Below are 24,083 nucleotides of genomic sequence, written 5' to 3'. Positions count from 1 at the left end.
GTTTAAGGAGAATAACATGACAAAAATTGTTGCTCGAAAATGGCTGGTTGCTGTGGGAGTGGCCTCTGCGCTGGCCGCCACACCTGGCTGGGCCGCCAAAGATGTAGTAGTGGCGGTAGGATCCAATTTCACCACCCTCGATCCCTACGACGCAAACGACACGTTGTCGCAGGCGGTAGCGAAGTCGTTTTACCAGGGGCTGTTTGGCCTTGATAAAGAGATGAAGCTGAAAAATGTGCTGGCGGAGAGTTATACGGTTTCTGATGATGGCCTGACTTATACCCTTAAGCTGCGACAGGGTGTGAAGTTTCAGGACGGCACCGACTTCAACGCCGATGCGGTTAAAGCTAACCTCGACCGGGCCAGCAACCCGGAAAACCATCTGAAACGCTACAACCTGTATAAGAATATCGATAAAACCGAGGTCGTCGATCCGTCGACGGTGAAGATAACGCTGAAGCAGCCGTTCTCTGCATTTATCAATATTCTGGCGCACCCGGCTACGGCGATGATCTCTCCCGCCGCGCTGGAGAAATACGGCAAGGAGATCGGTTTTCATCCCGTGGGGACCGGGCCGTATCAGCTTGAGACCTGGAATCAGACGGATTTTGTAAAGGTTAAGAAGTTCGCGGGTTACTGGCAGCAAGGGCTGCCAAAGCTGGATACGATTACCTGGCGTCCGGTGACCGACAACAACACGCGTGCGGCAATGCTGCAGACCGGGGAAGCGCAGTTTGCCTTCCCGATCCCTTACGAGCAGGCGGCGCTACTGGCGAAGAATAAAAACCTGGAACTGGTGGCCAGTCCGTCTATTATGCAGCGTTACATCAGCATGAACGTCACGCAAAAACCGTTCGATAACCCGAAGGTGCGTGAAGCGCTGAATTATGCCATCAACCGTCAGGCGCTGGTGAAAGTGGCGTTTGCCGGTTACGCGACGCCAGCAACCGGCGTTCTCCCTCCGTCGATCGCCTATGCGCAAAGCTATACGCCATGGCCATACGACCCGGCAAAAGCGCGCGAACTGCTGAAAGAAGCGGGTTATCCGAACGGTTTTACCACCACGCTATGGTCTTCTCATAACCATAGTACCGCGCAGAAAGTGCTGCAATTTACCCAGCAGCAACTGGCGCAGGTGGGCGTTAAGGCTCAGGTGACGGCGATGGATGCCGGTCAGCGCGCGGCGCAAGTCGAAGGTAAAGCGCAGAAAGAGAGCGGGGTACGCATGTTCTACACCGGCTGGTCTGCCTCTACGGGTGAAGCAGACTGGGCGCTGTCACCGCTGTTTGCATCTCAAAACTGGCCGCCAACGCTGTTTAATACGGCGTTCTACAGCAATAAGCAGGTGGACAGTGATTTAGCAGCAGCGTTGCAAACCAACGATCCGGCCCAGAAAGCGAAGCTGTACAAGGATGCGCAGGATATTATCTGGAAAGAGTCGCCGTGGATCCCACTGGTAGTGGAACAACTGATTTCGGCGCACAACACCAGATTGACCGGGTTCTGGATCATGCCGGATACCGGATTTAGCTTTGATGATGCGGATTTAAAATAAGCTATTCATCCGGCCCCGCCACGCAGGGGCCGGCGAAGGGAGTGTGATGCTTAACTATGTTTTCAAGCGCCTGCTGGGGTTGATTCCAACTCTGTTGATTGTAGCGGTGCTGGTATTTTTATTTGTTCACCTGCTACCCGGCGATCCGGCCCGGCTGATTGCCGGACCGGAGGCTGACGCTGAGGTTATCGAACTGGTGCGTCAGCAGTTGGGTCTGGACCAGCCGCTGCATATTCAGTTCTGGCATTACATTACTAACGTGTTGCAAGGCGATTTTGGAACCTCAATGGTTTCTCGTCGCCCGGTCTCCGAAGAGATAGCCAGTCGTTTTATGCCATCGCTATGGCTGACCATTGCCAGCATGGCGTGGGCGGTGTTATTCGGCATGACGGCAGGGATTATTGCTGCTGTATGGCGCAATCGTTGGCCGGACAGATTGAGTATGACGCTCGCCGTCACCGGGATCTCTTTCCCGGCGTTTGCGCTCGGCATGCTGCTCATGCAGATATTCTCCGTTGAGCTTGGCTGGTTGCCCACCGTTGGCGCTGATACCTGGCGGCACTATATCCTCCCGTCTATTACCCTGGGTGCGGCGGTGGCTGCGGTGTTAGCCCGGTTTACCCGCGCTTCGTTTGTCGATGTGCTCAGTGAAGACTATATGCGTACCGCGCGGGCCAAAGGGGTGAGTGAAACCTGGGTGGTGTTAAAACATGGTTTGCGTAATGCGATGATCCCGGTGGTCACCATGATGGGGCTACAGTTTGGCTTTTTGCTTGGCGGCTCAATTGTCGTTGAGAAGGTGTTTAACTGGCCAGGGCTTGGGCGGCTGTTGGTGGACTCAGTCGAAATGCGCGACTACCCGGTGATTCAGGCCGAGGTGCTGTTGTTTTCTCTGGAGTTTATTCTTATTAACTTAGTGGTGGATGTGCTCTATGCCGCCATTAATCCGGCTATCAGGTACAAGTAAGGATGCGATTTTTTAACTGGCGCCGACAGGCGATTTTAAATGCGATGCCCCTTGTTAAGCCTGAGCAGATACGCACGCCGTGGCATGAATTCTGGCGTCGTTTCCGTCGCCAGCGCATGGCGATGTTAGCGGGGTTATTTGTCGTGCTGCTGATAATGGTGGCGATTTTTGCTCGCTGGTTAACGCCATTTGATGCCGAGAATTACTTCGATTATGACCGTCTGAATGACGGACCGTCGATGCTGCACTGGTTCGGCGTTGACTCGCTGGGGCGGGATATTTTTAGCCGCGTGCTGGTGGGGGCGCAAATCTCGCTGGCGGCGGGGGTCTTTGCCGTATTTATTGGCGCGGCGATTGGCACCGTGTTGGGTCTGCTGGCGGGATACTACGAAGGCTGGTGGGATCGACTGATTATGCGTATCTGCGATGTGCTGTTCGCCTTTCCGGGTATTTTGCTGGCGATAGCCGTGGTCGCCGTGTTGGGTAGCGGCATTGCAAACGTGATTATTGCCGTGGCCATTTTCTCCATTCCGGCCTTCGCGCGGCTGGTGCGCGCAAATACGCTGGTGCTAAAGCAGCAGACCTTTATTGAATCCGCGCGCAGTATCGGCGCCAGCGATGCGACCATCATCTTCAACCATATCCTGCCGGGTACGGTTTCATCGATCGTGGTCTTTTTTACCATGCGAATTGGCACGTCGATTATCTCTGCCGCGAGCCTGTCATTTCTGGGATTGGGTGCGCAGCCGCCGACCCCGGAGTGGGGGGCAATGCTCAATGAAGCCCGCGCTGATATGGTGATCGCGCCGCACGTGGCGATTTTCCCGGCGGTGGCGATATTCCTGACGGTGCTGGCGTTTAACTTACTCGGAGATGGTCTGCGCGACGCGCTGGACCCGAAAATTAAAGGATAAATCACAGGGCCGGATAAGACGTAACGCTTATCCGGCCTACAGTTGGGTTGCGCTTATTTAAACGCGGGTGCCCCACAGATCGTATTCATCAGCGTTTTCGACCTTCACGCGGATGATATCGCCAGGTTTCACCTTGGTTTCGCCATTCAGGTATACCGCGCCGTCGATTTCCGGGGCGTCAGCCATGCTGCGTCCAATCGCGCCTTCTTCGTCAACTTCATCAACGATAACCAGAATTTCGCGGCCCACTTTTTCCTGCAAACGTTCAGCGGAGATTTGCTGTTGCAATTGCATAAAGCGGTTCCAGCGTTCCTCTTTCACCTCTTCCGGGATTTGGTCCGGCAGGTCATTGGCGCCAGCGCCTTCTACCGGGCTGTATTTAAAGCAGCCCACGCGGTCCAGACGCGCTTCCTTCAGGAAGTCGAGCAGCATCTGGAAGTCTTCTTCCGTTTCACCTGGGAAACCGACAATGAAGGTTGAGCGCAGCGTCAGTTCAGGGCAGATTTCACGCCACTGCTTGATGCGTGCCAGTTGTCTGTCCACGGAGCCTGGGCGTTTCATCAGCTTAAGAATACGCGGGCTGGCATGCTGCAGCGGGATGTCCAGATACGGCAGGATTTTCCCTTCCGCCATCAGTGGGATCACGTCATCAACGTGCGGGTAGGGGTAGACGTAATGCAGACGAGTCCAGATCCCCAGTTTTGATAACTGCTCGCACAGATCAACCATGCTGGTTTTGACCGGCTCGCCGTTATGGAAACCGGTGCGATGCTTCACATCCACGCCGTACGCGGAGGTATCCTGAGAAATGACCAGTATCTCTTTCACGCCCGCATCCACCAGACGTTTGGCTTCGCTGAGGACATCGCCAATCGGACGGCTCACCAGATCGCCACGCATTGACGGAATAATGCAGAACGTGCAGCGGTGGTTGCAGCCTTCAGAAATTTTCAGATAGGCATAATGACGCGGAGTGAGCTTGACGCCCTGTTCAGGAACCAGGCTCAGGAACGGGTTGTGCTTTGGTTTGGGCACATAGTGGTGAACGTGCTCCAGAACCTGTTCGTAGCTATGCGGCCCGGTGATTTCCAGCACCTTCGGGTGGACTTCACGGATCTGATCGACTTTCGCGCCCAGACAGCCGGTGACGATCACCTTGCCGTTTTCGTTCAGCGCTTCGCCGATTGCTTCCAGCGACTCCTGAACCGCGCTGTCGATAAAGCCACAGGTGTTAACGATAACCATATCCGCGTCGTCGTAGCTTGGCACAACGTCATAGCCTTCGGTACGAAGTTCGGTCAGGATGCGTTCAGAATCGACGAGGTTTTTCGGGCAGCCGAGGGAGACAAAGCCGATTTTCGGCTGGTGGGTTACATTGCTCATAGCGTAAAAATTGTTCAGTTATTGGAATATTCAGGGCACGGATTCTACAGAGTTCTGAATAAAAATTGTATCGCAATCTCATACCATCAGTCGCCACGCCCGGCGTGGAATTAAAGATTATTTGTAAATTGTGTTAATTTTCGGTGATGGATTGATCCTGGACACGACTTTGTTCAAAAAATGACCATACTATTAAGTTGCACCATAGTTGGAAAGAGGAGGAACAAAGTATGGTTGTTGACAGACTGAGAACCGATCTTCTCAACAAATTGATAAACGCCCGTGTCGAACTTGCCGCTTATCTGCTGTTGAGAAAAGCGAAAGGCTACATGTCAGTCAGCGAGAGCGATCGTCTGCGTGATAATTTTTTTGCACTGAATCGCGAATTGCACGAGCAATCACAGCCTCACGGTATGCATCTTGATCAGGAAGAGTGGAATGCCCTTCATCGTGCTGAAGGGGCGTTAGCCGCCGCCGCTGTTTGTCTTATGAGTGGACATCACGATTGTCCAACTTTTATCGCCGTTAACGCAGAGAAACTGGAAAACTGCCTGACAACGCTGACGCTAAGTATCCAGTGTTTGCAATCTTATTCAACGCTGGAACACGTCTGAATCAGGGGGAGTGCGCTCCCCCTTTTCGTTAAGATTATGTAAATGTGGCGGGATACTTCCCCTTGCTGGCTACGCTTTATGCAGAGCCATTAAGGAGGTGTTATGCGTCGACTCTTTCTCTGTGCTGCCCCACTCGCGCTATTTTCCTCTTATGCCGGCGCGGTAGAGGTGGAAGTGCTGCAAACGAAACTCGATCATCCGTGGTCGCTGGCGTTTTTACCCGACAATCGCGGTATGCTCATTACGCTCAAAGGCGGCCAGCTTCGGCTTTGGCAATCTGGAAAGGGGCTTTCCGACCCGCTAACCGGCGTACCCAAAGTCTGGGCGAATGGTCAGGGGGGATTGCTTGATGTGGCATTAGCACCGGATTTTAAACAATCTCGCCGGGTGTGGCTTAGTTTTGCTGAAGCTGACGGTGAAGGTAACGCCGGGACAGCGGTTGGCTACGGACGATTGAGCGACGATCTTAAACATCTGCAAGGGTTCCAGACCATTTTTCGCCAACAGCCGAAGCTTTCCAGCGGAAACCATTTTGGCGGACGTATGGTTTTTGATGGCAACAGTTATCTGTTTATTGGTCTTGGTGAAAATAATCAACGTTCTACCGCACAGGATCTGGATAAGCTGCAGGGCAAGGTCGTACGACTGACCGATGAGGGAAAAATTCCGCCGGATAATCCGTTTGTGAAGCGGGCAGGAGCACGGGCAGAGATTTGGTCATATGGTATCCGCAACCCGCAAGGGATGGCGATGAATCCCTGGAGCGATACGCTGTGGCTTAATGAGCATGGTCCACGCGGGGGCGATGAAATCAATATCCCGGAGAAAGGGAAAAACTACGGCTGGCCGCTTGCGACCTGGGGCGTTAACTACAGTGGTCTTAAAATCCCCGAAGCAAAAGGCCCAATTGTTGCTGGAACAGAGCAACCCATCTTTTACTGGGAAAAGTCACCGGCGGTCAGCGGAATGGCTTTTTATAATAGCGATACCTTCCCACAGTGGCGGCAGAAGTTGTTCATTGGCGCGTTGAAAGATAAAGAAGTGATCGTGTTGAGCGTCAAAGGGAATGCCGTCACCGAAGAGGGGCGTCTGTTGCAGGAAAGAGGGCAACGGATCCGTGATGTGCGCGTCGGACCAGACGGGTACTTATACGTACTAACCGACGAGTCCGACGGGGAATTACTGAAAGTGAGTCCCTGATTTAGTTAGCTGACCGGGATCATCACGACTTTTTGAAACGCCGGACGTTCGGTCAGTTGCTGATACCAATTCTCCAGATGTGGGCGCGGGGTCCAGCTCAGGCCAACGTTGAACAGGTTATAGATAAACGGCGCAACGGCGATATCGGCAGTGCCAAATTCAGCCCCGGAGAACCATGGCTGGTCCGCCAGCGCGTTATCCAGAATGGCAAACAGGTTATCGCACACCTGACTACCCGCCTCGATTGCCGCCATGTCGCGTTTCTCGGCAGGGGTTCTGACCAGGCCAAATAAGATAACCCGATGCGCAGGACTTAGCGTCTGGTTTGCCCAGTCCATCCATTTTTCACCGACGGCGCGCGCGGCCGGGGCGTCAATCCACAAACGCTTTTGTCCGTACTGAGCTGCCAGATAGCGGACAATGGTATTGGATTCCCACAGAACAACGTCCGTTTCATCATCACGTAGTAGCGGGACCAGTCCGTTCGGGTTGAGTGCCAGATAGTCGGCATCGCGGTTACCGCCATGCTGTCCGCCCGCCAGAATTTGGTTATACGGCAGTTCCAGTTCCTCGAGCGTCCACAATACTTTCTTTACGTTGGTCGAGTTATTGCGACCCCACAGTGTAATCATAGTAACCCCGCAAATTAATTGAGCAGCTTTATGGCTGCAGATGCCATCTGACTAGCCCACATGGTGGGGTAAACCTAATATTTACGCAACAAAGTCTAAAAAAATCGTGCCGGGAGCAGCGCAGCGCGGTGTTATTGCATAAACTTTAAAAACTTTACCAACTTACGGTTTCTTTAAGCTCGTTAGTGCGTTATTACTCACCGCACTTATTTTACACGTCATCCATCAGACCTTTTCTGCATGGGTTGGCCAGGGTCGCCTGGCCGGTTTTGTGTAAACACGGTGTGGTATGACGTGGTTTTTTGGAATGGATACTCGGGTGGCATTTATGACGCAATACTTCTCTTCACTTCGCAGCTTTGCTGCAGGTTCTGCACTCTTAATCCTTTTGGCGCCGAGCGTACAGGCGGCGGAGCAACCAACGGCCCCGCCGAGCGTCGACGCGCGCGCGTGGATCCTAATGGATTACGCCAGCGGTAAGGTTCTGGCGGAAGGTAATGCTGATGAGAAACTGGATCCTGCCAGTCTGACCAAGATCATGACCAGCTATGTAGTCGGTCAGGCGCTGAAGGCCGGGAAAATTAACCTCAACGACATGGTCACCGTGGGCAAAGACGCCTGGGCGACCGGTAATCCGGCCCTGCGCGGTTCGTCGGTTATGTTCCTCAAACCTGGCGATCAGGTTGCAGTGTCCGATCTGAACAAAGGCGTTATCATCCAGTCTGGTAACGATGCCTGTATCGCACTGGCTGATTACGTTGCCGGCAGCCAGGAATCCTTCATTGGTCTGATGAACGGCTACGCGAAAAAACTGGGGCTGACCAATACCACTTTCCAGACCGTGCATGGCCTGGATGCGGCAGGACAGTTCAGTACCGCACGTGATATGGCCCTGCTCGGGAAGGCGCTAATCCACGATGTACCGGAAGAGTACGCTATCCACAAAGAGAAAGAATTTACCTTTAATAAAATCCGCCAGCCGAACCGCAACCGTTTGTTGTGGAGCACCAACCTGAACGTGGACGGTATGAAAACCGGTACCACGGCCGGGGCGGGATACAACCTGGTCGCTTCCGCGACCCAGGGGGATATGCGCCTGATTTCCGTGGTGTTGGGGGCGAAAACCGACCGCATTCGTTTTAATGAGTCAGAAAAGCTGCTGACCTGGGGCTTCCGCTTCTTTGAAACCGTTACGCCGATTAAACCGGATGCCACTTTCGTGACGCAGCGCGTCTGGTTTGGCGATAAGAGTGAAGTTAATTTGGGTGCCGGAGAAGCGGGCTCGGTGACTATCCCGCGTGGTCAGCTCAAAAACCTGAAGGCCAGCTTTACCCTGACCGAACCACAGTTAACCGCGCCGCTGAAGAAAGGCCAGGTTGTGGGGACTATCGACTTCCAGTTGAACGGGAAATCCATCGAGCAGCGTCCACTGATGGTGATGGAGGCCGTGGAAGAGGGGGGATTCTTTAGTCGCATGTGGGACTTTGTGATGATGAAATTCCACCAGTGGTTTGGCGGCTGGTTCTCTTAAGCTTAGCGTTTGCCGGATGACGCTATCGCCATCCGGCAGTATCGCTTAATACATCAGTTTGATACGTTGCGCTTTCGCGTGCTCAACAAACGCCTCGTCAGGACGGCTATCGCTGACGATGGTATTAAAGCGTTTTACTTCACCCATCCGCGCAGGACGCACCTTACCAAATTTGCTGTGATCGACCACCAGCACGTGATGCTGCGCCATCGACATCGCCCAGTGTTTCACCGGTAGCTCTTCCAGGTTAAAACAGGTCGCGCCTTTCTCAATATGAACGCCAGCTGCGGAATAAAAAGCGATATCCGGGCACAGGTTGTTCAGCGTTTCCTGGAAATCAAGCGGTTTGAAAATTGCGTTGCTGGCATGGAATTCGCCACCACACAGAATGACGCGGCACTGCGGTTTTTCCTGTAGCACCAGAAACGTATTCAGCGAGTAGCAGATTGCGGTGAAAGGCAATTCATTGTCGATAGCCTCAATGATCCACGGCGTGGTGGTACCACAGTCGAAAAAGATAGTCTGGTGTGCCTGCACGAGGCTTGCCGCCATCTGGGCGGCACGGCGCTTTTCATCAACCAGTCGGGATTTTTGATCGCTGATTAAATAGTGATTGGCGCTGCGGGGTTCCAGAACAATATAGCCCCCGAGCAAGACGACGGGAGCATCGTGATTATTCAGGTCGCGACGAATGGTCATCTCAGATACGCCCAGCAGCGTCGCGGCTTCTTTGAGGTGTAATTTATCGCTGCGTTTCAGCGCCTGCAGTAATTGACCAATACGCTCGTCGCGTCGAGTTTCCATAGTTCCCCTGGAGAGTAGAATAAGTGCTCAGTATCGCGCTTAATACTACTCTTTTTACCGTGGGTTAGTCACGCACCCAGCCTTTACGGATGGGCAGAGCGAAGCAGGCGCGATAGCCATTTTGCAAGCCGAGGTACAGGGGCGTGCCAAACCGCTGCCAGATCATCTGGGCGCTCAGGCAGCCAATCAGTCCGGCGAGTAATCCTCCCAGCATATCCAGCGGCCAGTGTACGCCAAGGTAGACCCGCGACCAGGCAATCGCCACAGCAACGACCATCAGCAGAGCGCCCGTCCACAGGCGATGCCAGAACAGGAAAGCCAGTGCAAAGGTAAAGATAACCGTACCGTGATCGCTCGGGAAAGAGTCATCCGCCGCATGATGCAGGAAGTTGTAACCGATGTGGTTAACAAACGGACGATCGTGAGGGAACAGATGCCCCATCAGCCATGAAATCGTCAGACCGACGATCAGCGCAATCGCCATTTTTATAACTAACTGGCGCTGGAGAGTAACCTGGGCCCGCGGCCCCCAAAGCCAAAGCACAACGGCTAATAGCGGTACGATGTTAATCAGGTCTTTGGCAATAAAAATGGCAAGCGATATCATCCATTGCGCAGAGTCCGGCGTGGCATTGATGAGATAAAAAAGTGAGTTGTTCAGATTTTCCAGCATAACGTCCAGACTCAGTGTAATCGTTAAAAAGGCCCAAGAGGGGAGAGCATAAAATTGCTTTCACGGGATAAAAAGCGGTCTTGTCTTATTTGTCTGTTAAATGACTATTTTTCAGACAATTAATGAGACTTATTGAACATGATAGCGGCCTCAACTTAAATTAACCTTAACGCAAAATGTTCCTGAGCAAATGAGTGTAAAAATGTGCGCAATTTGCTTTCAAATCACATAATTCACTATCACCAGTACGGCGCATTTATTACACTTTGCGCGATTTTTCTATAGTTAAGAGACTGCATGCAGAACCGTTTATCTTCAGGCGCCCGTTTGGGGCGTCAGGCATTACTTTTCCCTCTCTGTCTGGTGCTTTACGAATTCTCTACTTATATCGGCAACGATACGATCCAGCCCGGAATGTTGGCGGTGGTGGAGCAATATAATGCCGGATTAGATTGGGTGCCCACATCCATGACCGCCTATCTGGCTGGCGGCATGTTTTTGCAGTGGTTATTAGGACCGCTGTCGGATCGAATTGGACGTCGCCCGGTGATGTTAACCGGCGTGCTCTGGTTCATTGTGACCTGCCTTGCAACCCTGCTTGCGCAGAATATTGAGCAATTTACCTTCCTGCGTTTTTTACAAGGGATAAGCCTGTGCTTTATTGGCGCGGTGGGTTACGCCGCAATTCAGGAATCCTTTGAAGAAGCGGTGTGCATAAAAATTACCGCGCTGATGGCAAACGTAGCGTTGATTGCGCCCCTGCTGGGGCCGTTGGTCGGCGCAGCCTGGGTACATGTTCTGCCGTGGGAAGGGATGTTTATCCTGTTTGCCGCCCTGGCCGCCATCTCTTTTTTTGGTCTGCAACGCGCGATGCCGGAGACGGCAACCCGGCTTGGTGAAAAGCTGTCGATTAAAGAGCTGGGCAAAGATTATAGGCTGGTGCTGAGGAACGTGCGCTTTGTTGCAGGCGCGCTGGCATTGGGTTTTGTCAGCCTGCCGTTACTGGCGTGGATTGCGCAGTCCCCGATTATTATCATCAGCGGTGAACATCTCAGCAGCTACGAATATGGCCTGTTGCAGGTGCCGATTTTTGGCGCGTTGATTGCCGGTAACCTGGTACTGGCGCGCCTGACCTCGCGAAAAACCGTACGTTCGCTGATTATCATGGGCGGCTGGCCAATCGCCGTCGGGCTGGTGATTGCCGCTGCGGCCACGGTGGTGTCATCCCATGCGTATCTATGGATGACGGCGGGTTTAAGCATCTATGCGTTTGGTATTGGCGTGGCGAATGCTGGACTGGTACGTCTCACGCTGTTTGCCAGTGAAATGAGTAAGGGCACGGTTTCTGCCGCCATGGGTATGTTGCAGATGCTGATTTTTACCGTCGGTATTGAGCTGAGTAAACACGCTTATCTGCTCGGAGGAAACGGCTTGTTCAGCCTGTTCAATCTGGCAAGCGGCGTACTGTGGGTGATTCTGATGGTTATCTTCCTGAAAGATAAACGGGTAGGGGATTCACGGGAAGGTTAAAGCCCGGTTGCCCGGGCCAGGCAAAAACTTAGTGGTGATCGTCAATCTGGTGTTCGATGATCATTCCTTCACCGACGCTTGCAACATGTCGCGCATAAGGATGTGCGCGATAGACAGGCGCCGGAGCAACATACACCGTTTGTGGCGCTGTGGTAACGCTCACCGCCTGCGGAACGCTGACGGAAGAGGGCACTACCACCACCTTATAACCGCTTGGTACATCAACGGTAACGCTTTGCGCAAATGTTGTCCCCGCAAAACCCAGCAACAATGTCGCTATCAGTACACTTTTCTTCATAATCCGCTCGTCTGAATATTCACTGGAGGTAATAATCCAGCGGGTTAATTTGAGGCGGATTATGAATAGATCATGCCATCATTTTGTTGCCGTCTGTGCTGAGGCGTTATTGCGTAAACGGTGCTTCATTCTTTAACACGCGGTCGATAATATCCAGCACGCCCTCTTCGTTGTTCGACCCTGCGCGATATTTTGCCGCCTGGATAACCGGCTCATGGGCGTTCGCCATTGCAAAACTAAATCCTGCCTGACGCAGCATCTCAATATCATTGCCGCCATCGCCAAACACAACAACCTCATCGTCGGTAATATTCCAGCGTTGTTGCAGCAGACGCAGCCCGTTTGCCTTATGCACACCGGGTATAATTAAATCGATGCTGCCGTAGCCGGTATGTACCGGCACCATAATGTCGCCAATCGCCTCATGGAGGTCAGCCTGCACCTGGGGGATACGATCGTCTGAGATATTTAGCCCGAACTTGAAGAAAATGTCGTTGAGGTTGTCAAAATTATCCACAAATTCAAGACGATGATAATACATGGCGGAGACCGTCTTATGCTCATCGCTGTACCGCTTCAGGGTATAGGCGCTATTTTTACCGCAGGCGATAATGTCGATGTCCGTACGTGTCAGCAGATGTTCCACAATGGCCTGGAAATCGTCTTTTGCCAGCTCGCCGTTAAAGACATCTTCCCCTTCACTGACCACCCATCCGCCGTTTTCGGCGACAAATGAGATTTCACTGGCCAGTTCAGGGAAAAAGGAGATGAGCTGGTAATACTGGTTGCCGCTGGCGACCACAAAGCGGATCCCTTGTTCTTTCATCTGACGGTATTGCGCCATAAAGCGCTCACGATTATAGGTTTTTTGGTCGCTTAAAAATGTGCCGTCCATGTCGACTGCAATCAGTTTGATACGCATTAGCTGTTCTCCATCACAGTGGTGTTTTTGAGATCCGGTTTTGCCACCGCTTTCGCGACGATGGCGGCGACAAGCACCAGCGCCAGCACCACCAGCATAGCGCTACGCAGGCCGTAGTGTTCACCCAGGTAGCCCAGCAGCGGTGGTCCAACCAGGAACGCCAGATAGCCGGTAGTGGCGACAACGCTGACGCGGGTTGGCGCATCGGGACCGGTGTCGCTGGCAGCCGAAATGGTCAGTGGGAAGCCCAGTGATGCGCCGAGTCCCCACAAAATAACGGAAACGCCCGCCACCCAAGTGCTGTCGACAAAAATAATCAGGCTAATCCCAAGAGCACCCATTAGCGCACTGGCGCGTACTACCGCGACGCGGCTGTAGCGGTCGATGAACCAGCCGCCAGTAAATCGTCCAACGGTCATGCCCAGCGTAAATCCGGCATAAATCAGCGAGCCTGATGTCGGGCTAAATCCATGTCCGTCCACCATCAGCAGCGGAAGCCAGTCGTTGGCGGAACCTTCAGCAAATGCCATTGCGAGCACCACGACGCCAATCAGCAATAGCTGAATATCGCGATAAAAAGGCAGTCCTTTTTCGCCGGAATGAGACCCGTCAGCGGCATTTTTACCCGTGCCGTCAGGAATGGCTTTGATGGCGATGAAGATAGGGGTGATAGCCACCATCGCCGCCAGCAAGATATGCGCGGTCGCCGGTACGCTGAAGGCGGTAAGCATCATCCCGACTCCGGCACCCGCCAGCGTTCCCAGGCTGTAAAAACCGTGCATCATCGGCAGTACGGTTTTATTCATTTCGCGCTCAACAGCCGCACCTTCGACGTTGATGGCAACTTCTGCTGCGCCAAAGCTGGCGCCGAACACGCCCAGACCAAATGCGAAAAGCCATGCGGAATGCAGCCAGAGCGCCACGCTGAGGAGTGCCATTCCGAGGACTGCGCAAGACATGGTGGTGCGGATCACTTTACGTGTGCCAAATCGTTTCACCAGCCAGGCCGAACAAAGAATACCACTCATCGAACCAATTGAAAGTCCAAACAGCACCGCGCCCATTTCGGCGGTTGAGATGGAGAGGATATCTCTGATGGCAGGGGTACGCGTTGCCCAGGAGGCCATTAATAATCCTGGTAAAAAGAAGAACGTGAACAGTGCCCAGGTGCGACGTCTTAAGGCTTTGCGTGATGAGATGCCAGTCATGAATTCGAGCCAAAGAAAAGAGGAAAGAAGACAACCTTAGCAAGGTTGTGTACATTTGTACACAAATGCAAGAAGAGGTAATGCAGTGCGACGTGCGAACGATCCGCAGCGGCGGGAAAAAATAGTTCAGGCGACTCTGGATGCGGTAATAGCCCATGGTATTCATGCGGTTACACATCGGAAGATTGCGACAATTGCTCAGGTGCCCTTGGGTTCTATGACCTATTACTTTTCGGGAATTGATGAGCTTTTAATGGAGGCGTTTGAGCGTTTTACTGACAGGATGATGCTGCAGTATCAGGCTTTTTTTGCCGACGTTGCGGATGCGTCGCAGGCTTGCCATGCGATTACCGATATGATTTACAGCTCCCAGGTCACGACACCCGATAACATGGAACTCATGTATCAGCTGTATGCCTTCGCCAGCCGTAAACCGGCATTAAAAACGGTGATGCAAAACTGGATGTTACGCAGCCAACAAACGCTGGAGCAGTGGTTTGCTCCGGTTACGGCGCGGGCGCTGGATGCGTTTATTGAAGGGATGACGCTGCATTTTGTCACGGACAAAAAACCGCTGCGGCGAGAAGATATCTTGCTGATGGTGGCGCGTATTGCGGGGTTGCCCGCGACGGTCAGTTGTGCGTAGCGCCGCCGGTAATATTCACCACCGTTGCGGTGATTGCTCCGGCATGGTCTGAAGCCAGAAAGGTCATTACTTCAGCGATTTGTGTAAGCGTAGGCAGGCGCCCGAGCATGGTACTTTGCGCCGCACCACCTAACCATTGTGCGACGGTAATACCCATTGACTGCGCTTTAGCGGTAAAAATCTCCCCGGTATAGGAACCGGCCTGAACGGCATCCACAATCGCATGCGAGCGCACGCCGACGACCCGAATATTCGCCGGCCCCAGTTCGCTGGCAAGCGCTTTAATAAAGGCCTCTGTTCCCGCACAGCCAACGATGTGTCCCAGATGTCCAGGTATCGCCATCGGGGCCGCGGGCGCAACAACGGTGAGAATGACGCCCGCACGATTGCCGCCCATGTGTGGTGTTACGGCTTTTGCGATATTGAACTGCGCCGAGAGGAAAGGGGTGATACCGCTCATAAACTCAGAAAGGGATAACGCCTCGATGCGTTTGCCCTGTTCATGCATAAAGCCGGTTGCGTTAACCACCACATCTATTCCACCGGTTTGCTGCGCAAGGTGAGTAACTTGTTTTGAGGTACCGTATTCGTCGAGGACATCGGTGACAAAGGTTTCGACGGCACCGCCCTCGGTTCGAATGCTACTGGCCGCCCAATCCAACTTTTCCTGACTGCGCGCGCCCAGATACACATGGGCGCCTTCACGCGCCATAGCATGCGCAACTGCACTGCCTATAGCGCCGCTGCCTCCGAAGATTACCGCGACTTTGCCTGCGAGTAACATAGCAACCACCTATTACCATTTAGCTCTGACTAAAAGTATGTGTCATAACCAGCATGCTGCAAATGTGACAGAGAGTTTCGGGGGAGGGAGTCAGCGATCGCAAAATTCAGGCAACAAAAAACCCATCAACCTTGAACCAAAACGGCGGGGTTGATGGGCTCCACAAATTGGGGACATCAAAGAAAAGCAGTGGCAATAGTTATGACTGACGTCTTGAAGAAAAGTTCTGCTTACCTGCAAAAAATTTTCGTTTAAGAGTAAATTTCAGCGCTAACCAAGCCCAGGCCAGACAATGACGATGAGTGTCCCCGCTAATGTCAGCAGTACGTTGGCAATTGCGTAGGTCCCGGCATAGCCTAATGCGGGGATGTTGCTGCGTGCCGTATCGCTGATGATTTCCATTGCCGGAGCGCAGGTACGCGCGCCCATCATGGCGCCAAAAAGCAGGGCGCGGTTCATGCGCAATACGTAAGCACCGAATAAGAAACAGATGACAACCGGCACCAGGCTGACAACCAGGCCGGCAATCAGCATTTGACCACCCACGGCGCCAAGGCCATTGCCAATGCCGCTGCCCGCGCTTAAACCGACGCCTGCCATAAATACCATCAGGCCAAACTCTTTGACCATGTTCAGCGCCCCCTGTGGGATATAGCCAAACGTTGGATGGTTGGCACGCAGGAAGCCCAGCATGATCCCAGCGAACAGCAGTCCAGCCGCATTCCCGATGCCGAAGCTGAAATTACTGAACTGGAAGGTGATCATCCCGATCATCAGACCGATGATAAAGAAGGCGCAGAAGGCCAGCAGATCGGTCACCTGACTGTGAATGGAAATGAAGCCGATACGATCGGCAATGGTTTTGACGCGGCGAGCATCCCCACTGACCTGCAGCACGTCGCCTTTATTAAGCACGACGTTATCATCGATAGGCATTTCAATCTGGCTACGGATCACGCGGTTGAGAAAACAGCCGTGATCGGTCAGCTTCAACTGGGCCAGGCGGCGGCCAACGGCATTGTGGTTTTTCACCACAATCTCTTCAGTGACGATGCGCATATCGAGCAGATCGCGATCGAACACCTCTTTACCATTACGGAAGCTGGGATCGAGGCGGGCATGTGCATCAGGATAACCCACTAGGGCTATCTCATCGCCCATTTGCAGTACCGCGTCGCCATCCGGATTGGCCAGAATGCCGTTGCGACGGATGCGTTCAATGTAACAACCGGTCTGGCGATAGATACCCAGCTCGCGCAGATTTTTGCCATCGGCCCATGCCACCAGTTCCGGGCCAACGCGATAGGCACGAATTACCGGCAGATAAACCTTACGGTTGGCATCAGTGTCCAGACCTCGTTCACGTGCGATTTGTTGGGCGCTGGTTTGCAGATCCTGATGCTGAAGTTTCGGCAGGTAGCGCGCGCCAACAATCAGACTGACCAAACCAATCAAATAGGTGAGCGCATAACCGAGGCTCAGGTTATCGAGGGCGGTTGAAAGCGATGTCCCCGACATTCCGGAATGGCGCAAGGTGTCACCCGCGCCGACCAGCACCGGCGTTGAGGTCATCGAGCCGGCCAGCATACCTGCCGTCAGGCCGATGTCCCAGCCAAATAGCTTACCCAGCCCCAGGGCGATCAGCATGGCGCTGCCGACCATCACCAGAGCAAGCATTAGATAATTTTTCCCATCGCGAAAAAAAATCGAAAAAAAGTTGGGACCGGCTTCGACGCCGACACAAAAAATAAACAGCATAAAGCCGAGATTTAATGCATCGGTGTTAATACTAAAGTGCTGTTGACCTAATAATAGGGACACCACTAAAACGCCAATGGAATTACCGAGTTGGACTGAACCCAGACGTAATTTACCCAGACACAGGCCCAGTGCCAGGACCACAAATAATAACAGGATGTAATTCCCATTTAACAAATCTGCGACGTTTATATTCACGGAGACTAACTTCTTGTTTACTAGTAAGCTATTGAAAGAAATGGCAATTTACGCTAATGTTTTTGCCAGAAATTAAGGGGCGACAGCTTCGTACACAGCCCCAAATAATGCAGCATAACAATATATGCGGTTAGTTTAATCTCATTACGTATCAACGGCTATAAGAATCGTGTGAGTGTGTTTTTGGCATGGAATGCCTGGTTACTTTATCTGACTGGACGCCTGCGGGCGAAAAGAGTGTTCGATAGAGAATGTGTCAGGAGGAACAATTGAAACATAAGCAAAGTTGGGCGGGTGCGGTCTGCTGCTTTGTGCTCTTTATTGTGGTGTGTCTTTCATTAACGCTGAACGTGAAAGGGGCATTCAGAGCGGCAGGGCATCCTGAGGTCGGATTGTTGTTTTTTATCCTGCCTGGTGCTGCAGCAAGCTTTTTCTCCCATCGTCGGGAGGTGCTCAAACCCCTTCTTGGTGCCATGTTGGCGGCGCCGTGCTGTCTGTTACTGATGCGGTTCGTTTTTATGCCGACGCGTTCATTGTGGCAAGAGCTGGCGTGGTTGTTTAGTGCGGTGTTTTGGTGCGCGCTTGGCGCATTGTGTTTTTTGTTTATCAGCAACTTGTTCAATCAGCATCATCGACGGAAAAAGAACTGAAGACGCCCTCCAGAGGAGGGCGTAGAAACGGCGATCAGGCGAACAGATTCATGTTCTCTTTTGCCCACGCTTCAAAATCCGTGCAGCCGCCGATGTGTTTTTGATCAACAAAAATCTGCGGAACGGTTTCAACTGGCTTACCTACCGTCTTTTCCAGATCGGCTTTCGTAATACCTTCGGCATGGATATCAATGTAGCGGAAGTTAAAATCGTCATGCTCATTGCTTAATTTTTCTGCTAATTCTTTTGCGCGCACGCAATACGGGCACCCTGGACGACCAAAAATAACGGCAAACATCTCTCTCTCCTCGAACTTATCAGGCCGGATGGCAATACTTGTTATGATGCCGCGATTTGTGACGGATGAAAAGCAGGTTCAGCCTGTTGCTTTGATATCCTCAAGCTATAACTGTTAAACACGTCAAGCCGGAACGTTTTATAATGAAAGCCATTTCGCCGGGAGGCCGCTTATGCGCACAATTGGTGCATTACCCAAAAGCGTATTGATGCTGGAAATAATCGGGATGGTTTTGTTATCGCTGGCGCTGCTATCGCTTAACGATTACCTCACTTTACCCGCACCGCTTGGCAGTCCGTTAGCCTGCGTGGTGATGATATTTCTGGGGGTGCTTCTGATGCTTCCCGCCGCGGTGGTATTAACGTGGCGTATTGCTCAACTGGTTGCGCCGCAGCTGATGTCACGAACCCCCGGTGATTCTTCACGTTCAGACAGAGAAAAAAGAGATGACGCCAACCATTGATTTACTTCGTAGCCACCGTTCCATTCGCCATTTCACCGATGATGCCATTTCGGATGCGCAGCGGGAGGCGATTATTGCCGCCGCTCAGGGGACCTCAAGCTCCAGTTTTTTACAATGCACAACCATCGTTCGAATAACGGATAACGCCCTGCGTGAATCACTGGCTACTTTATCCGGCGGACAAAAACATGTGGCGCAGGCCGCCGAGTTCTGGGTGTTTTGCGCTGACTTTAATCGTCATTTGCAGATTTGCCCTGACGCGCAACTCGGGCTGGCGGAACAACTGCTACTGGGCGTTGTTGATACCGCGATGATGGCGCAAAATGCGCTGACGGCGGCAGAGTCTTTGGGACTTGGCGGCGTGTTTATTGGCGGTCTGCGAAATAATATTGAGCCGGTCACTGAACTTCTGAAGCTTCCGCAACATGTTCTGCCGTTGTTTGGGCTGTGCCTCGGCTGGCCTGCTGATAACCCGGATATCAAGCCGCGACTGCCAGCGTCGCTTGTGGTGCACGAAAATCAGTATCAGCCACTCAACAAAGACGTTTTGTCGCAATATGATGAGCAGCTCGCGCAGTACTATCTGACCCGCGGGAGCAATACGCGTCGTGACACCTGGAGCGACCATATTCGCCGCACCATCATTAAAGAAAGTCGTCCCTTTATCCTGGAATATTTGCATAAACAGGGATGGGCTACGCGCTAAAGATTTTAACGCAGTGTATGATACGCCAGCTTTTACCAGGTCATTCAGAGAGGTGCAGGGTGAAAATTGCCATTTTGTCCCGGGACGGAACGCTCTATTCTTGTAAGCGCCTGCGTGAAGCGGCGATGCAGCGTGGTCACCTGGTTGAAATTATCGATCCCCTTTCTTGCTATATGAACATCAGCCCGGCGGCGTCCTCTATTCATTATAAGGGCCGCCAGCTTCCTCATTTCGATGCAGTGATCCCAAGGATTGGTTCAGCGATTACCTTTTACGGTACCGCGGCGTTGCGCCAGTTTGAGATGCTGGGTAGCTATCCGCTGAATGAGTCGGTAGCGATTACGCGTGCGCGCGATAAGCTGCGTTCGCTGCAGCTGCTGGCGCGTCAGGGAATCGATTTACCCATCACCGGGATTGCTCACTCTCCGGACGATACCAGCGACATGATTGACATGGTTGGCGGCGCGCCGCTGGTGGTGAAACTGGTTGAAGGTACGCAGGGGATCGGCGTGGTACTGGCGGAAACGCGCCAGGCCGCAGAAAGCGTGGTGGATGCCTTTCGTGGGTTGAATGCCCATATTCTGGTTCAGGAATATATCAAAGAAGCGAAAGGGCGAGATATTCGCTGTTTCGTGGTGGGTGACGAGGTGGTGGCCGCCATTGAGCGCCGGGCCAAAGAAGGTGATTTTCGTTCTAATCTCCATCGCGGTGGGGTTGCCACTATTGCGAATATCACGCCGCGCGAAAGGGAAATTGCGCTCAAAGCCGCTCAGACAATGGGTCTGGACGTTGCTGGCGTTGATATTCTGCGTGCTGAACGTGGGCCGCTGGTCATGGAGGTCAACGCTTCTCCTGGCCTGGAAGGGGTGGAGAAAACCACCGGAATAGACATTGCCGGCAAGATGATCCAGTGGATTGAGCGTCACGCTACGCCTGAATTTTGCCTTAAAATCGGCGGCTAAGCACAATATCGATTGCGATCGTAGTATGACACGCTCTTTTTGCGTAAGCTGTGCCGGTATTTTTTTCATCAATAGAGGTCGCACATTATTATGACATCACTGGTCGTTCCCACTCTGGATACGTTGCGTCAATGGCTCGACGACCTGGGCATGAGTTTTTTTGAATGCGATACCTGTCAGGCGCTGCATTTGCCGCACATGCAGAATTTTGACGGCATCTTTGATGCAAAAGTTGATTTGGTCGATAACGTCATTCTGTTTTCCGCGATGGCAGAAGTCAGACCTTCTGCACTACTGCCGCTGGCCGCCGATCTGTCTGCGATTAACGCCAGTTCACTGACGGTGAAAGCCTTTCTGGATATGCAGGATGATAATCTGCCAAAGCTGGTGGTCTGCCAGTCTTTATCCGTTATCCCGGGCGTGACGTTTGAGCAGTTCGAATATTTTGTTCGCCAGAGTGAAGAGCAAATATCGATGGTGATCCTCGAGGCCGGTGCGCATCAGCTGTTATTTAACGCTGAAGAAGATGCGCAAAACAGCAACGCCGAAGTTCATTTCCTCCATTAATTCTTCCTGAATCTGGACATATATTGCGCAGCCGCTGCCAAAGCGGTTGCGTATTGCCTGTTTTTATTCTGCATTTAACCGTTCATTAAAGAATTATTCACCTCCATTCAGCGCCTTCCGCTGTATGTCATAGACAATTCATGCATAAAAAATTGATAAAAGACGTTTTTTAATCTGGGCTATATCCACAAATCCTGGCTAAAGTTATTCTTGCGAAGCTTATCAACGTCATCATTCAAACAGCCCCTTGTGGCCTGACCTGTGGCCACAATGCATATTGAATGCATGGGCGGATAACAGCGCGCAATAGCGGCGTGAGGAGAGGCCTCTCTTTTCACTGGTGCCGCTTGAAAGAATATGCACGTTTCTTGCATATCATTAGAGTGTGACATTTTTGTTCGTTTGTTAACGAACTTTCAGAAGGAAAGAGATTATGACCGCCTTAAATAAACGATGGTTACCAGGCCTGGTTGCGGGTGCTCTGATGGCCATCTCTGCTGGCACGCTCGCTGCTGAACAAAAAACGCTGCATATTTATAACTGGTCTGATTATATTGCCCCGGATACGGTGGCTAATTTTGAAAAAGAGACCGGAATTAAAGTTATCTATGACGTATTTGATTCCAATGAAGTGCTGGAAGGTAAACTCATGGCTGGCAGTACCGGCTTTGACCTTGTCGTTCCATCCGCCAGTTTCCTTGAGCGTCAACTGACCGCGGGCGTCTTCCAGCCGCTGGATAAGAGCAAATTGCCTGGCTGGAAAAACCTCGATCCTGAATTGCTGAAGCTGGTGGGTAAACACGATCCGGACAACAAGTTTGCGATGCCGTATATGTGGGCAACAACCGGTATTGGCTATAACGTGGATAAAGTGAAAGCGGTACTGGGGCCGGATGCGCCGGTTAATAGCTGGGATTTGATCCTCAAGCCAGAAAATCTGGAAAAACTCAAAAGCTGCGGCGTCTCTTTCCTCGACGCGCCCGAAGAAGTGTTTGCCACCGTGCTGAATTATTTGGGTAAAGATCCAAACAGTACCAAAGCGGATGATTACACCGGACCGGCAACCGATCTGCTGTTGAAACTGCGCCCAAATATTCGCTACTTCCACTCCTCGCAGTACATTAACGACCTGGCAAACGGTGATACCTGCGTGGCGATTGGCTGGGCCGGGGATGTATGGCAGGCGGCAAACCGGGCGAAAGAAGCGAAAAATGGCGTCAATATTTCCTTCTCAATTCCTAAGGAAGGTGCGATGGCCTTCTTTGATGTGTTCGCGATGCCAGCCGATGCGAAAAACAAAGACGAAGCCTATCAGTTCCTCAACTACCTGCTGCGCCCTGATGTAATTGCGCATATTTCTGACCACGTGTTCTATGCCAATGCCAACAAAGAAGCGACAGCACTGGTCAGCCAGGACGTGCGCGACAACCCGGGCATTTACCCGCCAGCGGATGTTCGCGCCAAGCTGTTCACGCTGAAAGTACAGGATCCGAAGATCGATCGTGTACGTACTCGCGCCTGGACGAAGGTAAAAAGCGGGAAATAACCCGATGTACGGGACGTGACCCGGCAGGATTTACGCCTGCCGGGCAGTGTTGATCCCGGACACATATAACCCGGCAATACGCACCACCGTGGTGCGTTATTTGCACCGTTTCTTTGTTTTATGCCGGAGAGCGCCTAATTGAATGATGCAACCCCACGCCCACAAGCGAAAATCCGCAAGGCGCTGACCCCGCTGCTTGAAATTCGCAACCTGACCAAGTCCTTTGACGGTCAGCACGCCGTTGATGACGTCAATCTAACTATCTATAAAGGCGAAATATTTGCTCTGCTCGGGGCGTCCGGCTGCGGTAAATCGACCCTGTTGCGGATGCTGGCGGGATTTGAACAGCCAACAACCGGGCAAATTATGCTTGATGGCGTCGATTTAGCTCATGTTCCGCCTTATCTGCGTCCGATTAATATGATGTTTCAGTCCTATGCCTTGTTTCCGCACATGACGGTAGAGCAGAACATTGCCTTTGGTCTCAAGCAGGACAAGCTGCCAAAGGCTGAAATCGCCAGCCGGGTGAGTGAGATGCTGGGCCTCGTGCATATGCAGGAGTTCGCCAAACGTAAGCCGCATCAGCTTTCTGGCGGTCAGCGTCAGCGCGTGGCGTTGGCGCGTAGCCTGGCGAAACGCCCGAAGCTGCTGCTGCTGGATGAACCGATGGGGGCGCTGGATAAAAAGCTCCGTGACCGCATGCAACTGGAAGTGGTGGATATCCTTGAACGTGTCGGCGTGACCTGCGTGATGGTGACGCACGATCAGGAAGAAGCCATGACGATGGCGGGCCGCATTGCGATCATGAACCGTGGCAAATTTGTCCAGATCGGCGAGCCTGAAGAGATCTACGAGCATCCGACTACGCGTTACAGTGCAGAATTTATCGGTTCGGTTAACGTCTTTGAGGGGCTGCTGAAAGAACGTCAGGAAGATGGTCTGGTTATTGAGTCTCCAGGACTGGTACATCCGCTGAAAGTGGACGCAGACGCTTCCGTTGTCGATAACGTCCCGGTGTATGTTGCGCTGCGCCCGGAAAAAATCATGCTCTGCGAAGCCCCTCCGCCAGAGGGATATAACTTCGCGGTAGGCGAAGTGGTGCACATTGCCTATCTGGGTGATTTGTCGGTGTACCACGTACGTTTGAAAAGCGGCCAGATGCTGAGCGCTCAGCTACAAAATGAACATCGTTATCGCAAGGGATTACCCACCTGGGGTGACGAAGTCCGTTTATGTTGGGATGCGGACAGCTGTGTGGTGTTGACGGTTTAAGG

General features: G+C 52.5%; 25 protein-coding genes. 15 read left to right on the top strand and 10 right to left on the bottom strand.

What is annotated here, in order from left to right; all coding sequences use genetic code 11:
* Positions 1 to 16 precede the first annotated feature (16 nt).
* From gsiB to gsiD, 3 genes are read left to right on the top strand one after another with little or no spacing between them, the layout of a single operon-like run.
* The gene (gene gsiB, locus OGW44_RS16495) at positions 17 to 1,555 is read left to right on the top strand and encodes a glutathione ABC transporter substrate-binding protein GsiB (RefSeq protein WP_046274653.1); all 1,539 of its coding nucleotides are present in this window, start codon (positions 17 to 19) and stop codon (positions 1,553 to 1,555) included.
* Between the two features lie 46 nt (positions 1,556 to 1,601).
* Complete coding sequence (gene gsiC, locus OGW44_RS16490; RefSeq protein WP_016152391.1) at positions 1,602 to 2,522, top strand: glutathione ABC transporter permease GsiC; 921 nt, start codon at positions 1,602 to 1,604, stop codon at positions 2,520 to 2,522.
* Between the two features lie 2 nt (positions 2,523 to 2,524).
* Positions 2,525 to 3,436, top strand: coding sequence for a glutathione ABC transporter permease GsiD (gene gsiD, locus OGW44_RS16485; RefSeq protein ID WP_016156084.1), 912 nt, complete (start codon positions 2,525 to 2,527; stop codon positions 3,434 to 3,436).
* A gap of 57 nt (positions 3,437 to 3,493) precedes the next feature.
* On the opposite strand, the gene rimO is transcribed toward gsiD, so the two are convergent.
* Entirely contained in the window at positions 3,494 to 4,819 is a 1,326-nt protein-coding gene (rimO, locus tag OGW44_RS16480; protein WP_016152393.1) for a 30S ribosomal protein S12 methylthiotransferase RimO, read from the bottom strand.
* Between the two features lie 230 nt (positions 4,820 to 5,049).
* Here rimO and bssR point away from each other — a divergent pair, with 230 nt between their 5' ends.
* Both bssR and OGW44_RS16470 read left to right on the top strand, forming a co-directional pair.
* Positions 5,050 to 5,433 (top strand): biofilm formation regulator BssR, encoded by a 384-nt coding sequence (bssR, locus tag OGW44_RS16475; protein ID WP_046274655.1) that lies wholly within the window; start codon positions 5,050 to 5,052, stop codon positions 5,431 to 5,433.
* A 102-nt stretch (positions 5,434 to 5,535) separates the two neighbouring features.
* Entirely contained in the window at positions 5,536 to 6,633 is a 1,098-nt protein-coding gene (locus tag OGW44_RS16470) for a PQQ-dependent sugar dehydrogenase (RefSeq protein WP_185654318.1), read from the top strand.
* Between the two features lie 5 nt (positions 6,634 to 6,638).
* Here OGW44_RS16470 and OGW44_RS16465 read toward each other — a convergent pair whose 3' ends face one another.
* Entirely contained in the window at positions 6,639 to 7,265 is a 627-nt protein-coding gene (locus OGW44_RS16465) for a glutathione S-transferase family protein (protein WP_016156088.1), read from the bottom strand.
* 328 nt (positions 7,266 to 7,593) lie between these two features.
* On the opposite strand from OGW44_RS16465, the gene dacC reads away from it, so the two are divergent.
* Positions 7,594 to 8,796 (top strand): serine-type D-Ala-D-Ala carboxypeptidase, encoded by a 1,203-nt coding sequence (dacC, locus tag OGW44_RS16460; RefSeq protein ID WP_016156089.1) that lies wholly within the window; start codon positions 7,594 to 7,596, stop codon positions 8,794 to 8,796.
* Positions 8,797 to 8,841: 45 nt separating this feature from the next.
* Here the strand turns inward: dacC and deoR are convergent, their stop codons facing one another.
* Together deoR and ybjG are read right to left on the bottom strand one after the other, a co-directional pair.
* Entirely contained in the window at positions 8,842 to 9,600 is a 759-nt protein-coding gene (deoR, locus tag OGW44_RS16455) for a DNA-binding transcriptional repressor DeoR (RefSeq protein WP_016156090.1), read from the bottom strand.
* A gap of 64 nt (positions 9,601 to 9,664) precedes the next feature.
* Positions 9,665 to 10,273 (bottom strand): undecaprenyl-diphosphate phosphatase, encoded by a 609-nt coding sequence (gene ybjG, locus OGW44_RS16450; protein WP_016156091.1) that lies wholly within the window; start codon positions 10,271 to 10,273, stop codon positions 9,665 to 9,667.
* Between the two features lie 297 nt (positions 10,274 to 10,570).
* On the opposite strand from ybjG, the gene OGW44_RS16445 reads away from it, so the two are divergent.
* Positions 10,571 to 11,803: an MFS transporter gene (locus OGW44_RS16445; RefSeq protein WP_185654319.1), complete on the top strand. Its 1,233-nt coding sequence runs from the start codon at positions 10,571 to 10,573 to the stop codon at positions 11,801 to 11,803.
* A 28-nt stretch (positions 11,804 to 11,831) separates the two neighbouring features.
* On the opposite strand, the gene OGW44_RS16440 is transcribed toward OGW44_RS16445, so the two are convergent.
* The 3 genes from OGW44_RS16440 to OGW44_RS16430 all read right to left on the bottom strand — a co-directional run bounded on the left by OGW44_RS16440 (position 11,832) and on the right by OGW44_RS16430 (position 14,231).
* Positions 11,832 to 12,101 (bottom strand): hypothetical protein, encoded by a 270-nt coding sequence (locus OGW44_RS16440; RefSeq protein ID WP_016156093.1) that lies wholly within the window; start codon positions 12,099 to 12,101, stop codon positions 11,832 to 11,834.
* Between the two features lie 106 nt (positions 12,102 to 12,207).
* Positions 12,208 to 13,023 (bottom strand): Cof-type HAD-IIB family hydrolase, encoded by an 816-nt coding sequence (locus OGW44_RS16435; protein WP_016156094.1) that lies wholly within the window; start codon positions 13,021 to 13,023, stop codon positions 12,208 to 12,210.
* Positions 13,023 to 14,231, bottom strand: a complete 1,209-nt coding sequence (locus OGW44_RS16430; RefSeq protein ID WP_032931121.1) for an MFS transporter — start codon at positions 14,229 to 14,231, stop codon at positions 13,023 to 13,025. Before OGW44_RS16430 ends, OGW44_RS16435 begins: the two co-directional genes overlap by 1 nt.
* A gap of 85 nt (positions 14,232 to 14,316) precedes the next feature.
* Here OGW44_RS16430 and OGW44_RS16425 point away from each other — a divergent pair, with 85 nt between their 5' ends.
* Positions 14,317 to 14,877 (top strand): TetR/AcrR family transcriptional regulator, encoded by a 561-nt coding sequence (locus OGW44_RS16425; RefSeq protein WP_016156096.1) that lies wholly within the window; start codon positions 14,317 to 14,319, stop codon positions 14,875 to 14,877.
* Here the strand turns inward: OGW44_RS16425 and OGW44_RS16420 are convergent.
* Together OGW44_RS16420 and OGW44_RS16415 are read right to left on the bottom strand one after the other, a co-directional pair.
* Positions 14,864 to 15,661, bottom strand: coding sequence for an SDR family NAD(P)-dependent oxidoreductase (locus OGW44_RS16420; protein WP_016156097.1), 798 nt, complete (start codon positions 15,659 to 15,661; stop codon positions 14,864 to 14,866). The genes OGW44_RS16425 and OGW44_RS16420 overlap by 14 nt on opposite strands.
* 270 nt (positions 15,662 to 15,931) lie before the next feature.
* Entirely contained in the window at positions 15,932 to 17,617 is a 1,686-nt protein-coding gene (locus OGW44_RS16415) for an aspartate:alanine antiporter (protein ID WP_016152406.1), read from the bottom strand.
* Between the two features lie 269 nt (positions 17,618 to 17,886).
* On the opposite strand from OGW44_RS16415, the gene OGW44_RS16410 reads away from it, so the two are divergent.
* A complete protein-coding gene (locus OGW44_RS16410) occupies positions 17,887 to 18,267 on the top strand; it encodes an inner membrane protein YbjM (protein WP_016152407.1) in 381 nt (126 codons plus the stop codon).
* A 34-nt stretch (positions 18,268 to 18,301) separates the two neighbouring features.
* Here the strand turns inward: OGW44_RS16410 and OGW44_RS16405 are convergent, their stop codons facing one another.
* Positions 18,302 to 18,565: a GrxA family glutaredoxin gene (locus OGW44_RS16405; protein ID WP_016152408.1), complete on the bottom strand. Its 264-nt coding sequence runs from the start codon at positions 18,563 to 18,565 to the stop codon at positions 18,302 to 18,304.
* Positions 18,566 to 18,737: 172 nt separating this feature from the next.
* Here OGW44_RS16405 and OGW44_RS16400 point away from each other — a divergent pair, with 172 nt between their 5' ends.
* The 6 genes from OGW44_RS16400 (at position 18,738) to potG (ending at position 24,081) form a co-directional block, all read left to right on the top strand.
* The gene (locus OGW44_RS16400) at positions 18,738 to 19,028 is read left to right on the top strand and encodes a YbjC family protein (RefSeq protein ID WP_016152409.1); all 291 of its coding nucleotides are present in this window, start codon (positions 18,738 to 18,740) and stop codon (positions 19,026 to 19,028) included.
* Positions 19,012 to 19,734: a nitroreductase NfsA gene (gene nfsA / locus OGW44_RS16395; protein ID WP_016156098.1), complete on the top strand. Its 723-nt coding sequence runs from the start codon at positions 19,012 to 19,014 to the stop codon at positions 19,732 to 19,734. The genes OGW44_RS16400 and nfsA overlap by 17 nt, the downstream gene beginning before the upstream one ends.
* A gap of 59 nt (positions 19,735 to 19,793) precedes the next feature.
* Positions 19,794 to 20,696 (top strand): 30S ribosomal protein S6--L-glutamate ligase, encoded by a 903-nt coding sequence (gene rimK, locus OGW44_RS16390; RefSeq protein ID WP_016152412.1) that lies wholly within the window; start codon positions 19,794 to 19,796, stop codon positions 20,694 to 20,696.
* A 90-nt stretch (positions 20,697 to 20,786) separates the two neighbouring features.
* Entirely contained in the window at positions 20,787 to 21,263 is a 477-nt protein-coding gene (locus OGW44_RS16385; protein ID WP_016152413.1) for a type III secretion system chaperone family protein, read from the top strand.
* 433 nt (positions 21,264 to 21,696) lie between these two features.
* Positions 21,697 to 22,809 carry a spermidine/putrescine ABC transporter substrate-binding protein PotF gene (gene potF, locus OGW44_RS16380; protein ID WP_016152414.1) on the top strand — a complete coding sequence of 371 codons (1,113 nt, stop codon included), beginning with the start codon at positions 21,697 to 21,699 and terminating at the stop codon, positions 22,807 to 22,809.
* Between the two features lie 138 nt (positions 22,810 to 22,947).
* Positions 22,948 to 24,081, top strand: coding sequence for a putrescine ABC transporter ATP-binding subunit PotG (gene potG / locus OGW44_RS16375; protein ID WP_016152415.1), 1,134 nt, complete (start codon positions 22,948 to 22,950; stop codon positions 24,079 to 24,081).
* Positions 24,082 to 24,083: the final 2 nt, after the last annotated feature.

This window comes from Citrobacter sp. Cb023, from assembly GCF_030336805.1.
Classification (GTDB): Bacteria; Pseudomonadota; Gammaproteobacteria; order Enterobacterales; family Enterobacteriaceae; genus Citrobacter; species Citrobacter braakii.
Note: the sequence above shows the minus strand (reverse complement) of the source record. Positions and strands in the feature narration are given on the sequence as shown.

What these genes read in the sequence shown, in the direction of transcription:
- potF (WP_016152414.1), top strand. Translation starts at nt 21,697, where the DNA reads ATGACCGCCTTAAATAAACGATGGTTACCAGGCCTGGTTGCGGGTGCT.
- OGW44_RS16465 (WP_016156088.1), bottom strand. Translation starts at nt 7,265, where the DNA reads ATGATTACACTGTGGGGTCGCAATAACTCGACCAACGTAAAGAAAGTA.
- OGW44_RS16440 (WP_016156093.1), bottom strand. Translation starts at nt 12,101, where the DNA reads ATGAAGAAAAGTGTACTGATAGCGACATTGTTGCTGGGTTTTGCGGGG.
- bssR (WP_046274655.1), top strand. Translation starts at nt 5,050, where the DNA reads ATGGTTGTTGACAGACTGAGAACCGATCTTCTCAACAAATTGATAAAC.
- ybjG (WP_016156091.1), bottom strand. Translation starts at nt 10,273, where the DNA reads ATGCTGGAAAATCTGAACAACTCACTTTTTTATCTCATCAATGCCACG.
- OGW44_RS16435 (WP_016156094.1), bottom strand. Translation starts at nt 13,023, where the DNA reads ATGCGTATCAAACTGATTGCAGTCGACATGGACGGCACATTTTTAAGC.
- OGW44_RS16420 (WP_016156097.1), bottom strand. Translation starts at nt 15,661, where the DNA reads ATGTTACTCGCAGGCAAAGTCGCGGTAATCTTCGGAGGCAGCGGCGCT.
- OGW44_RS16385 (WP_016152413.1), top strand. Translation starts at nt 20,787, where the DNA reads ATGACATCACTGGTCGTTCCCACTCTGGATACGTTGCGTCAATGGCTC.
- OGW44_RS16470 (WP_185654318.1), top strand. Translation starts at nt 5,536, where the DNA reads ATGCGTCGACTCTTTCTCTGTGCTGCCCCACTCGCGCTATTTTCCTCT.
- rimO (WP_016152393.1), bottom strand. Translation starts at nt 4,819, where the DNA reads ATGAGCAATGTAACCCACCAGCCGAAAATCGGCTTTGTCTCCCTCGGC.
- OGW44_RS16405 (WP_016152408.1), bottom strand. Translation starts at nt 18,565, where the DNA reads ATGTTTGCCGTTATTTTTGGTCGTCCAGGGTGCCCGTATTGCGTGCGC.
- gsiC (WP_016152391.1), top strand. Translation starts at nt 1,602, where the DNA reads ATGCTTAACTATGTTTTCAAGCGCCTGCTGGGGTTGATTCCAACTCTG.
- nfsA (WP_016156098.1), top strand. Translation starts at nt 19,012, where the DNA reads ATGACGCCAACCATTGATTTACTTCGTAGCCACCGTTCCATTCGCCAT.
- gsiD (WP_016156084.1), top strand. Translation starts at nt 2,525, where the DNA reads ATGCGATTTTTTAACTGGCGCCGACAGGCGATTTTAAATGCGATGCCC.
- OGW44_RS16430 (WP_032931121.1), bottom strand. Translation starts at nt 14,231, where the DNA reads ATGACTGGCATCTCATCACGCAAAGCCTTAAGACGTCGCACCTGGGCA.
- gsiB (WP_046274653.1), top strand. Translation starts at nt 17, where the DNA reads ATGACAAAAATTGTTGCTCGAAAATGGCTGGTTGCTGTGGGAGTGGCC.
- OGW44_RS16445 (WP_185654319.1), top strand. Translation starts at nt 10,571, where the DNA reads ATGCAGAACCGTTTATCTTCAGGCGCCCGTTTGGGGCGTCAGGCATTA.
- deoR (WP_016156090.1), bottom strand. Translation starts at nt 9,600, where the DNA reads ATGGAAACTCGACGCGACGAGCGTATTGGTCAATTACTGCAGGCGCTG.
- OGW44_RS16400 (WP_016152409.1), top strand. Translation starts at nt 18,738, where the DNA reads ATGCGCACAATTGGTGCATTACCCAAAAGCGTATTGATGCTGGAAATA.
- dacC (WP_016156089.1), top strand. Translation starts at nt 7,594, where the DNA reads ATGACGCAATACTTCTCTTCACTTCGCAGCTTTGCTGCAGGTTCTGCA.